This window comes from Kitasatospora sp. NPDC048286 (genome assembly GCF_043201735.1).
Lineage (GTDB): Bacteria > Actinomycetota > Actinomycetes > Streptomycetales > Streptomycetaceae > Kitasatospora.
The window spans coordinates 184308-195495 of record NZ_JBICZE010000019.1; the positions used below are offsets into that span (position 1 = coordinate 184308).

7 protein-coding genes and 4 pseudogenes are annotated in these 11188 nt (G+C 73.2%); 5 read left to right on the forward strand and 6 right to left on the reverse strand.

Annotated elements, in window-relative coordinates:
• Positions 1-290 precede the first annotated feature (290 nt).
• Positions 291-1238 (forward strand): hypothetical protein, encoded by a 948-nt coding sequence (locus ACGF13_RS34920; RefSeq protein ID WP_392883162.1) that lies wholly within the window; start codon positions 291-293, stop codon positions 1236-1238.
• Positions 1239-1319: 81 nt separating this feature from the next.
• Here the strand turns inward: ACGF13_RS34920 and ACGF13_RS34925 are convergent.
• A pseudogene (locus ACGF13_RS34925) lies at positions 1320-1520 on the reverse strand (arginine deiminase-related protein); the annotation flags it as partial.
• Positions 1521-2246: 726 nt separating this feature from the next.
• Here ACGF13_RS34925 and ACGF13_RS34930 point away from each other — a divergent pair.
• Positions 2247-2951 (forward strand): annotated as a pseudogene (locus ACGF13_RS34930) (chitosanase); the annotation flags it as partial.
• 348 nt (positions 2952-3299) lie between these two features.
• Here ACGF13_RS34930 and ACGF13_RS34935 read toward each other — a convergent pair.
• Both ACGF13_RS34935 and ACGF13_RS34940 read right to left on the reverse strand, forming a co-directional pair.
• On the reverse strand, positions 3300-4574 hold the full coding sequence (locus tag ACGF13_RS34935; protein WP_392883163.1) for an alpha/beta hydrolase family protein: 1275 nt from the start codon (positions 4572-4574) through the stop codon (positions 3300-3302).
• A gap of 203 nt (positions 4575-4777) precedes the next feature.
• Positions 4778-6076 (reverse strand): FAD-dependent oxidoreductase, encoded by a 1299-nt coding sequence (locus tag ACGF13_RS34940; protein ID WP_392883165.1) that lies wholly within the window; start codon positions 6074-6076, stop codon positions 4778-4780.
• Between the two features lie 146 nt (positions 6077-6222).
• On the opposite strand from ACGF13_RS34940, the gene ACGF13_RS34945 reads away from it, so the two are divergent.
• From ACGF13_RS34945 to ACGF13_RS34955, 3 genes are all read left to right on the forward strand, one after another.
• Entirely contained in the window at positions 6223-6960 is a 738-nt protein-coding gene (locus ACGF13_RS34945) for a TetR/AcrR family transcriptional regulator (protein ID WP_392883167.1), read from the forward strand.
• 238 nt (positions 6961-7198) lie between these two features.
• Positions 7199-8389, forward strand: coding sequence for a CapA family protein (locus ACGF13_RS34950; RefSeq protein ID WP_392883168.1), 1191 nt, complete (start codon positions 7199-7201; stop codon positions 8387-8389).
• A gap of 580 nt (positions 8390-8969) precedes the next feature.
• Positions 8970-9947 (forward strand): hypothetical protein, encoded by a 978-nt coding sequence (locus tag ACGF13_RS34955; protein WP_392883170.1) that lies wholly within the window; start codon positions 8970-8972, stop codon positions 9945-9947.
• A 40-nt stretch (positions 9948-9987) separates the two neighbouring features.
• Here the strand turns inward: ACGF13_RS34955 and ACGF13_RS34960 are convergent, their stop codons facing one another.
• The 3 genes and pseudogenes from ACGF13_RS34960 to ACGF13_RS34970 all read right to left on the reverse strand — a co-directional run.
• The gene (locus ACGF13_RS34960; RefSeq protein WP_392883172.1) at positions 9988-10146 is read right to left on the reverse strand and encodes a hypothetical protein; all 159 of its coding nucleotides are present in this window, start codon (positions 10144-10146) and stop codon (positions 9988-9990) included.
• A 52-nt stretch (positions 10147-10198) separates the two neighbouring features.
• A pseudogene (gene kdpC / locus ACGF13_RS34965) lies at positions 10199-10819 on the reverse strand (potassium-transporting ATPase subunit KdpC); the annotation flags it as partial.
• Between the two features lie 18 nt (positions 10820-10837).
• Positions 10838-11188, reverse strand: a pseudogene (locus ACGF13_RS34970) (potassium-transporting ATPase subunit B); the annotation flags it as partial.

The window sequence follows — 11188 nt, forward strand, 5'->3', positions numbered from 1 at the left end:
CCCGCACTCGACGGGACGACGTGGCCGAGGCCGAAGCGCTGGTGGTAGCCCTCGGCCCGTCGAACGGGCTGTCACCCTACCCGCGCCGGTGATCTGCCAGGTCGTCCAGGAGGACGTCCGTGATCACCTCCTCGGCCACCACGGTGCGCCGTCGGCCGCGAAGCTGTCGCCGCGGCGGACGGCGCTCCCGACTGAGCCGGCCCGGGCCTCGGTGAACCGTTCCTCCGCTGGGGCCGTGCGATCGGGTGGGACGCGCGCCGACCGGCGCGGGGCGATGGAGGGCGCAGACGATGGCCGAACAGCCGTGGATCACCGGGTACTCGTACGGGTGCGAGCACACCGACAACGGCACGCCGATCAAGCCGCTGCCGTACCGGGTCGCCGCCGAGCGCAAGCTGTGCCGGACCGAGCAGCACGCGGCCGTCGAGGCCGAGCGCCGGCTCGCCCTGCTCGGGGCCACTGCGGTCCGGGACCTGCCCGGCGCCGCACCGCGGGCCGCGCTGACCGAGGCGCTGCCGTGGTCCCGGTTCCTGCCGGTCGGCGAGCTGCCCACGCTCGCCGACGATCTCGTCGCCGGGCTCCGGGCCACCGCCGCCACCGGCTTCCTGGCCCCCTTCGCCAATGCCCTGGCCACCTGGCAGGCCACCGCCGAGCTGCTCGCATCGGGCGCCCACGCGGACGCCGACCGGCACGGCCCGTACACCACCGGCCGCGCCGAGCTGACCTGCCCCGAGGAGTACCGGCACGGCCACCGCTCCGGCGACGGTCCCAAACTGGCCGGTCCGGACCTGGCGACGGTCTGGGACCGGCTGCTGGCGGAGCAGCCCGAGCGCGCCGGCGACATCTGGTGCGAGCTGCAGTACGACCCCCTGATGCTCGACTGCCGGCGGACGCCGCTGCGCGGGGCGCTGCGCACCGTCGCGATCGACGGCCGCGAGCTGGAGCAGTGGGTCTACCGCGACGCCGCGGGCCTCCGGTTCCGGTACGCGGTCGACACCGTGGAGCGCGAGACGTGGGTGACCGGCATCGGCGAGCTCCCGGCCGAGCTGCAGGACGAACTGGACGCCCAGGAGCTGCCCTGCCCGGGCGGCTCGGCCTCCGACCGGGCCTGCGACTGCTGGGACGCACCGCCGCCCGGAACGTCGGAAGGCTGGGTCCCGGGGAACTGGGCCCCGGGGAGCTGGGTCCCCGCGACACCGGCCGCCGCGATCCTGCCTCCACCCGACCGGCGGGCGTAGGGCGCCGGCGGCGGCAGCCGGACGGGCCCGACGCCGACGCCGACGGGGACGGGAACCACCGGACGGCGGCCGGGTGGCGGGTCAGGCCGGGGCGCCGCGCAGCTCCAGGGTGCAGCACCTGACGCTGCCGCCGGCCTTGAGCAGCTCGGTGACGTCGATCCCGATCGGTTCGAACCCCCGCGCGCGCAACTGCGCCGCCAGGCCCACCGCCGCCTCCGGCAGGACCACCCGGAGGCCGTCCGAGACCGCGTTCGGACCGAAGACGGCTGCGTCCCGGGTGGTCGTCGTCGGCCCCGAGCGTGCCGGGTCCGGCGATCGCGGGTACGGCCGCGATCTGCACGGCGGTCGGACGGCAGTGGTCCGGCCGGGGTCGGCGGCCCGGGCTGAACCCCCGCACCGGCGCGCTCCGTTCCTCTGCTCGACGAACGCCGGCAGGGGCCGGTGACGGCCGGAGGAACCGGCCGGGCCCGCGAGGGCCGGCGCGGCGAGCGAGGGGCGGGAGCCATGACGGAGAAGCGCACAGTGATCAGCCGGACAGTCCGACGGCGGGCAGGTATCGCCGCGCTGATCGTGGGTGGGCTGGGCGCAGCGGTGGGCGCCGCCGCCACCAGTGGTGGGTCGGCCGATGCCGGGGCGGCGGCCTCCGGACCCGCGCCGGCCCGCCCGGAGGTCTCCGTCAGCGGCGCCGCCGTGACGGCCACGGACCCGGTCTCCGCCTCGCCCACGGCGACGGAGTCACCCACCGACGCGCCGAGCGCCCCGCCCACCGCCGCCGCCTCGACGGCGACCAGCGGCCCGGGTGCCGCGCCGACGGCGGGCAGCCCGGGGGCCGCGCCCGGTCAGCCGGAGGCGGGCGCCGGCCGGCCGCCCCAGCCCGACCTCGGCTCCCCGACCGGAAAGGGTACGACCGGAAAGGTTACGACCGGCCCGGGCAGCCCGACCGGCCCCGGGAACAGCGGTGGCACCGCCCCGACCACCGGCGCTCCCGTCACCGTGGGCGGCGCCGACCTCGACACTCCCCGGATGAAGGACATCGCGCAGCAGCTGGTCTCCAGCGCCGAGAACTCCTCGCTCGACTGGCGCGCCCAGTACAGGTACATCGAGGACATCCACGACGGCCGCGGCTACACCGGCGGCATCATCGGGTTCACCTCGGGCACCAGCGACATGCTCCAGCTCGTCAAGCACTACCAGGCGCTCAAGCCGGGCAACGCGCTCGCGCCGTACATCCCAGCGCTGGAAAAGGTGAACGGCTCCGACTCACACGCGGGCCTGGACCCGTCCTACGTCGGCGACTGGCGCAAGGCGGCCCAGGACCCGGCCTTCCAGCAAGCCCAGAACGACGAACGCGACCGGGTCTACTTCAACCCCGCCGTCGCCCAGGCCAAGGCGGACGGACTGCACGCGCTCGGCCAGTTCGTCTACTACGACGCGATCGTCATGCACGGCCCCGGCAGCGACCGGCTGAGCTTCGGCGGCATCCGCGCGGCAGCGCTGAGCAAGGCCCAGCCGCCGTCCCGGGGCGGTGACGAGACCGCGTACCTGAACGCGTTCCTCGACGCCCGCCGGGCCGCCATGAAGGCCGACCCGTCGCACCAGGACACCAGCCGGGTCGACTCCGTCCAACGGGTGTTCCTGAAGGCCGGCAACCTCACCCTGGCCACTCCGCTGCGGTGGACCATCTACGGCGACTCGTACGGCATCAGGGGCTGACGGCGCCACGGGCCGGGCTCCGGGCCGCGCGCCGGGGAGGCCCCGCACCCGGCCCGGCCGACTACTCGCGCCACGCAACCCGTCGCCGCTTTGGAAGCCAACTACCGTGCATGATGCACGCGATGGGCGGCGGTCAGGTCCCGGCACCACGCGCACTTCGACCAACGCGCCTGCGGGTCCTCGCAGGTCTTGAAGAAGGTGCCCATGCCGCGGGCCAGGGTCCTCGGCGCCGTCGAGGGCTACCGTGGACCGGCGCCGCTACGTCGCGCTCAGCCGCGGTGGTGGCTACGCCGAGACCGGCGGAGGAGGTCGAGCCGATGGCCGCCCTCGGCCTCGCCCACACCACGGTCAGGGCTCGTAGACCATCTCCGGGAAGCTCGCCGAGGGCCCGTCCAGCAGGTGGTCGTCGTGGCCACGCAGCCAGCGGTCGAGGAAGCCGGCGACGTACGTCCGGGTCGCGAGCACCGCTCGGTCGGGCCGGATGTCCCCGACGTCGGTGCGCAGTGCGTGGGAGCTGATCGCGCCCTGGCCGGCGAGCTGTGGCAGCAGGGATTCGGCGTCGGTGTACGAGCCGTGGCGGGAGCCGTCGAGGGTGAAGTCGGCGTGCCATCCGGTGCTGTGGCGCCACAGGGCGTCCCAGCCGGGCTGCTGCTGGTGGGGGCCGGAGCCGTCGTCGCGGGTGCCGAGCAGCAGGAACGGCCGGTCCAGGCCCTTCTCGGCGACGTCGGTCAGGTAGACGCCGGTCCTCCCGTCCGGTCCGGGGAAGTGCAGTTGCCCGTCCATGTTGACGGCGGCGTCGATCCGGGGGTCTTCGCGCATGGCCTGGAGGGCGGTGGAGCCGCCGCCGGAGTGGCCGACCATGCCGATCCGGTCAAGGTCGAGCGCGGCGCCGACGCCGGGCGGCAGGGTGCGGGAGTGCTTCAGACGCGCCAACTCGTCGAGGACGAACCTGGTGTCGTCGACCCGGGTGCCGATCATCTTGCGCAGCAGCGCGCCCATGTCCAGGCCGGGCTGCTTGGCCAGCTCCGGGAACACCGAGGTGGCCAACTCGCCGTTCGGAAAGGAGACTTCGGACGCCTCCCAGGTGTGGTCGACGGTCACCACGACGTAGCCGCGCGAGGCCAGGTCCTCCACCAGTGCGGTCCCCCAGGTTCGCGGGTCCCCCAGCCCCGCCGAGTACAGCACCACCGGCCGCGCCCCGCCGGGCAGCGCGGGCGCGTCGACCCGGGCGTGGGTGCGCACGCCCGCCCAGTCGGTGCGGCCGGGCTCGAAGCCGTAGTCCCCCTGCCCGACGCTGTCGGCACTGCCGAAGTGCGCCGCCGCCTCGGGAGTCATGTACGGCGCACGTTCTCCGCCGAGCGCGGGGCGGCCGGTCGGGTACCAGAGGCTGATCATCAGCTCGCGGGGCCGTCCGGCCTGCCACGGGTCCTCCCTGCCCCGGTCGACCAGGTGCACGCTGGTGGTGCCTACCGCGTACGGTCCGGTGGGCGCCGGCAGCGCCGCCTTCGCCTGTTGCCCGGCCGGGGCCTGCGCCACCGCCACCGCGCCGGGAGCCCCGGCCACACCCAGCACTACCGTCGCCGCCAGCGCCACCGTCGCCAGCGCCCGTCCCCGCCTGCCCATCGCCCGTCCCCTTGCTCTCGTGCCCGGCACGTCCTTCGGTACGGGAGCGACGGTACGGGCGGGGCGAGGGCGAAGCCGTCATACCGGGGAGCCAACTCGCCGATTGCTACCCGGGTATGACACTCCTACGGATGACTGGTACCTACGGAGTTCCCGGCGGGTCGCACCCAGCGCCGGCGCGTCCTCCAACACTGCGGAACGGGTCACGCCGGGGGTGCAGGAGCGGATCCGTTCGATGTCGCACCGTTTTCCGCAGGGCCAGGGCCCTGGCCCGGACAGGGGCGGCGATCTTCTCCTTCGCCCGCCTGCGGTCCGCCTCGGTGGGCTCGGCCCTGCCTTCCAGGGGCGTGGTCGCGAGGTTCTTGAAACCATGCCGGCTCGGGTCGTTCCGGGTTCGGGACGAAGGCGGGTAGCGCGGCGAGGCTGTGGCGCACGGCCTCACCGCCGTACTCGAACATCTGCCGCTCGTAGTCGCCGACCGCGCCGATGAGGTCCTGGCGGCGCCCGACGGCCCCGATCAGGCGGCGGCGCAGCAGGTCGGCGTCGCGCAGGGCGGTGTTGGCGCCGTTGCCGCCGGTCGGGGAGGTGGCGTGGATGGCGTCTCCGAGCAGCGTGACCGGACCGGGCGCCCAGCGCTCGCGAGGCTCGACCACCCGGATGGACAGCAGGGTGCTGTTGTCCGGGTCGGCCTGCTCGATGAGCGCCCGCAGGTCCGGATGCCAGCCCTCCATCCGGGACAGCACGGCCTCCTGCGCGGTCGGGGCGCCGAGCGACCCGTTCGGCGGAAGGATCATGGCCCAGCGCACGTAGTCGCCGATGTCGGGCAGCGTGACTTCGGGGGCCAGTCGTTCGGCGGCCTGCTTCGGCGGGGTACGGAAGCGCATCGCGCCGAGCAGCAGGCTGACGCCGTCGCCCGCGATCTTCGAGCCGTAGGCCTTGGACAGGCCCGCGAACTCGTCGGTCAGCGGGGTGCGGCCGATGACGAACCGGATGCCGGTGTCGGTGGGAGTGGTCTGCGGGGACAACACCCCGCGGACCGCGGAGGCGATGCCGTCCGCGCCGACGAGCAGATCGGCGGTGGCCGGGTCACGGCGGGCGAAGTGGGCTCGGACCTTGCCGTCGGCCAGCACGTCGTAGCCGGTCAGCGCGGCATCGGTGTGTACGGTCAGGCCGGCCAGCAGCAGGTGTCGCAGCACCTGCCGGTCGACCACGATGCCGGTCCGGCCCGCGCCGAGCCTGCCGATCTCGTTCAGCCGCGGGTCCAGGATCAGTTGCTCGGCCGAGGCCTCCATGGCGATCTCGTCCAGCAGCGGGTGCCGGCGCGTCGGCAGGCAGTCGCGCACAGCCTGGAAACCGATCGGGTTCAGCACGAGCCGGTAGCCCTGGAACCGTGCGGTGATCCCCGGGTCACGCTCGTACACGTGGGCCTCGACCCCGGCGCTGCGCAGACCCTGCGCGAGAGCCAGACCTCCCAGACCGGCTCCGATCACGGAAACTCGCATCACACACCTCCTGGACGGACCCTCCGAACCCGGCCCGGGTACCTGGGCGGGGTACAGGCGAACCACACCGAGACGAACTTAGTTCGTCATGCACGATCTAAGTTCTACGAAGCGAACTTAGATCGTGTCAAGCTATCGTGACGGGTATGTCCTCCGATCCTCGACAACGCCGAGCGGCCCGCCACGCCCAGCCCGCCGGGGAGCCCGCGGCGGCGCCCCGCAAGAAACCCATCACGGTCGACCGGATCACCGACGCCGCCCTACAGGTCGTGGCCACCGAGGGCTACGACGCACTGACCATCCGTCGAGTCGCCGCGGTGCTCGGCACCGGGCCGTCGTCGCTGTACGCACACATCGTCGGCAAGGAGGACATCGACGATCTGCTCGTCGGCCGACTGTGCTCCGGGGTCGTGCTGCCCGAACCGGACCCGGCCGCGTGGCGCGAGCAGATCCGCGACGTGTACGCGCAGATCCGCGATCAGTACCTGAAGTACCCGGGGGTCTCCCGTGCCGCGCTGGGCATGGTCCCCACCAACCTCTCCGCGTTGCGGGTCAGGGAAGGACTCCTGGCGATCCTGCTCGCCGGCGGAATCGAACCGCGGAGCGCCGCCTGGGCGCTCGACGCCCTGTCCCTCTACGTCAGCGCCTACGCCTTGGAGCAGTCGCTGGTCCAGCAGCGGCGCAAGCACCCGGACCAGGAATGGGTCCTCGGCCGCGAGGAGCTGATCCACCGGTTCACCGCACTGCCGGCCGACACGTTTCCGCAGACCCGACGCCATGCCGCCGAGCTGACCTCCGGCACCGGACACGACCGGTTCGACTTCACCCTCGGCCTGATCACGGACAGCCTCACCCAGGCGGCACCGGCATCCGGCACCGGGTGAACGCCGCAGCATGAGGCCGGTCGGCACCGAGACCGCCGCCCGCTTCGACACCGTCGGGCCGGACCGGTCGCGGGAGCCGGTCCTCCCGGGCGCCGCGCCGTACGGCCGCGGCGCCGCGGCGCCGTCGCGCGAGGCGGCTGGCCCCGTCGGGTGATCCCAGGGCGCGGGTTCCGCGTCGGCCGGTCGACGGCTCGCATAGTCGGACCGTCACACCCGCCGATCATGGGACGAGCCGACGATGCGATTCCCGCGCCGAGAGATCCTCACAGCCGCCACCGCCCTGCTGCTCGCCCTCGCGGGGTGCGGGGCACCGCAGGCCCGGCAGGCCGTGCCGTCGCCGCCGCGGGATCCCGGTACCACGGCCGCACCGACCCCGCCGGGGCCCCGGGCGTTCACGCTGGTCGCGACGGGGGACGTGCTGCCGCACACCGAGATCATCCGGCAGGCCCGGGACGACGCCGGGGGCGACGGCTACGACTTCACCCGGATGCTCGCCGGAGTCGAGCCGGTCGTCGGCGCCGCCGACCTGGCCATCTGCCACATGGAGACGGTGTACGGCGCCGACGGCGGGCCCTTCACCGGCTACCCGTCGTTCAAGTCGCCCCCGCAGGTGGCCCGGGCGCTCAAGGACACCGGCTACACCTCCTGCGACACGGCCTCGAACCACACCCTCGACGACGGGCCCGACGGCATCCGGCGCACGCTCGACGCCATGGACGCCGTCGGCCTGAAGCACACCGGATCCGCCCGCAGCGCCGACGAGGCCGGGCGCCCCGCACTGCTCACGGCAGGTGGCGCCACGGTGGCCCAACTCGCCTACACCTACGGGACCAACGGCATCCCGCTGCCGAAGGAGCGCCCCTGGGCGGTCAACCTCATCGACCGGGAGCGGATCCTCGCCGACGCCAGGGCCGCCCGGGAACAGGGGGCGGACATCGTGGTGGTCAGTCTCCACTGGGGCACCGAGTGGCAGGACGCCCCGAACGAGCAACAGCTCACCCTCGCCCGCGACCTGACCGCCGGGCAGAGCCCCGGTCGGCCCGACATCGATCTGGTCCTCGGCACCCACGCCCACATCCCGCAGGCCTACGAGAAGATCAACGACACCTGGATCGTCTACGGCCTGGGCGACCAGCTCGCCGGCCACATGTTCAACCCCACCGGAGCGGAGGACCCGCGGGGGAACTGGAGCTCGATCGCCCGGTTCACCTTCTCGCCGCCTACCGGGCCCGGGCAGCGCTGGACCGTCACCAAGGCCGAGTTCGTCCCCCAGCTGACGGACCTCGGTCCGCCCTACCGGGTCCTCGACCTGACCGAGGCCGTCCGCCGCGAACCGGGCCGCGCCGACTACGCCCGGGCCCTGGACCACATCCGGTCGGTCGTGCTGAGCCGCGGCGGCGGCGCCGCAGGGCTGACCATGGCTTCCTGAGCCGCCGTCCAGGTACCGGCGGCGGTACGGACGGCTTCCGGGAGGGGCAGCGACGCGCGGAGGAACCCCGCGGTGTCACCGGTGGCCGCGGCCGAGGCGGCCGTACTTTCCCGGGAGGGGGCGAGGGAACGCATGTGCTGCTCCACGGTCGACCGACGAAGAGGGTCGGGGCGCGTTTCGTGGCGACGGCCCGCACCGCCTCATTCTGTCCGGGTCCGGCGGACTTCCGGTATCCGAGTTTTCCAGGGGGGTCCCGTGCCCGAACGGCCTCCGACCGGAAGGGGGTTGGGAGTTGTGCCCACGGGAGGCCCGGCCTTGCAGATCTGACGGATGCTCTGCATAGTTGCTTCACATCCGGCCGAACGCGCCCCAGGGGACCGGCCTGACGCACATATGTCATGTACATGAATTCTTCTGCCCTTGCTGCTCCGACGCTCCGACGTGCGGCAGATCCTTGTCCCGCCGCGGCCCCGACTGTCACCTGCGCCCAGGGCGGCAAGCCCGCCTCTCGACGCACCAGCCGGCTTCCCGGGAGACGTCCCGCGCCAGTAATTCCTTCCAGAGGAAAAGGGGAAAGATCATGCGTAACGCCACCAAGACCGTGCGCCGTGCCCTGGCCGTCCTGGCCATCGCGGCGTCAGCAGTGACCGCCGCACCGGCCGTCGGCCAGGCGGCGGCCGTGGAGAGCCCCCGCATCGCCGGCCCGGCCCCGGCGCCCGGAACGATCGCCGGCCTCGCCGTCGACGGCAGCCGCATCGGCGTCCTGACCACCGACGGCCGCGTGTTCGTCAAGGACGGCACCGTCGACTCCCGCGGATGGGTCCAGCAGTACGAAGGGGCGACCTCGCTGGCCCTGTCCGGCAACCGCATCGGCGTCATCGACAGGAGCGGCCGCGCCTACGTCAAGGAGGGCAGCCTGTTCGCCGGATGGGTCGACGAGGGCGGCGACGCGCTCTCGATCGTCCTGGACGGCAACCGCATCGGCGTCGTCACCAGCGACCACCATGCCTGGGTCAAGGAGGGCAGCCTCACCGCCGGATACTTCGACGTGGCCGTGAACGGCAACGCCCTCTCGCTGGCCCTGTCCGGCACCCGCATCGGTGTCCTCACCAGCGAGCACCACGCCTGGGTCAAGGAGGGCGCCGTCACCGACGTCTCCCACTGGGTCGACATGGGCTCGGACGCCAACGCCACCGCCCTCGTCCTGAACGGCCGGCGCATCGGCGTCATCACGACCGACGGGCACGCCTGGGTCAAGGAGGGTGCCGTCGGCGACCTCACCAACTGGTTCGACGTCGCCGGGAACGGCAACGCCCTCGCCCTGGTCCTGAACGGCCAGCGCATCGGGGTCATCACCAGTGACCACCACGCCGCGGTCAAGGAGGGCGCCGTCGCCAACTTCACCAACTGGTTCGACGTGGCCGGGAACGGCAACGCCGTCGCCCTGGTCCTGAACGGCCTGCGCATCGGCGTCCTCACCAGCGACCACCACGCCCCGGTCAAGGAGGGCGCCATCGCCAACGTCACCAACTGGGTCGACATGGGCGCCGAAGCCTGACGCCACGACGCCGCCCCCGGTCGGCCCGCCTGCCCCGCCTTCAGCCGTGCAGGCCGGGCCGGCCGGGGTCGTCGGCAGCGCGGCGCAGCGCGTGCTCCGGGGCGGCCGCGTACGCCCCCGAGTCCGGACAACTGCTCGTCGACACCTCCCTGCCGCCGCAGAGCATCGTCCCGGCGGTCACGTCGTACCGGTTCGTCACACAGCGTCCGGAGGTCGTGGGGGACTGGGCGGCGTGGCCGGTCGAGCCGGGCGAGGGCAAGGTTGAGGGTGACGACGTTCACCCGAGGCTGGCCGAGGAAGCCCAGGTCGCGTCCCTGCCGGTGTTGCCCGACCAGCCGGCGGACCACCTCCGGATCCAGGCCTCGTGCCGTGGCGACGCGGTTGACCTGCTCGTCGGCGTAGACCGGGGAGATGTGCGGGTCGAGGCCGGAGCCGCTGGCCGTGACCGCGTCCGGCGGGACCTGGTCCGGGGCGACGCCGTCGAAGCGGGCGACGGCCGCGCGGCGGTCGTTCACGGCCTTCAGCAGGTCGTCGCTGTTCGGGCCGAGGTTGGAGCCGCCCGAGGCGGTCGGGTCGTACCCTGCGCCGGCGGCCGAGGGGCGGGGCTGGAACCACCGGGGATCGGGCCGGGGCTGCTCCTTCGGGTCGGCCGGGTTCGTCCTGGGCAGGTCGAAGGACTGGCCGATCAGGCTGGAGCCGACTTCCTGCCCGTGCTGTCGCAGCAGCGAGCCGTTGGCCTGCCCGGGAAGGGCGACCTGGGAGAACCCGGTGAGCGCCAGCGGGTAGGCCAGCCCGCAGAGCACGGTGAAGACGAGCAGCATCCGCACGGCGGTCAGGTGGACGCGGATCCAGCTGCGGAGCGAGGTCGGCACGGGGGCTCCCGGTGAGCGTCAGTAGATGTACCGCACCACGAGGTCGATGAGTTTGATCCCGAGGAACGGCAGGATCAGGCCGCCGACCCCGTACACGCCGAGGTTGCGCCGCAGCAATGCCGGGGCCGAGGACGGCTTGTAGCGCACGCCGCGCAGGGCGAGCGGGATCAGCGCGACGATGATCAGCGCGTTGAAGACGATCGCCGAGGTGATCGCGGACTGGGGGCTGTGCAGGCCCATGATGTTGAGGTGGCTCAGGCCCGGGTAGACCCCGGCGAACATCGCGGGGATGATCGCGAAGTACTTGGCCACGTCGTTGGCGATCGAGAAGGTGGTCAGCGCGCCACGGGTGATCAGCAGCTGCTTGCC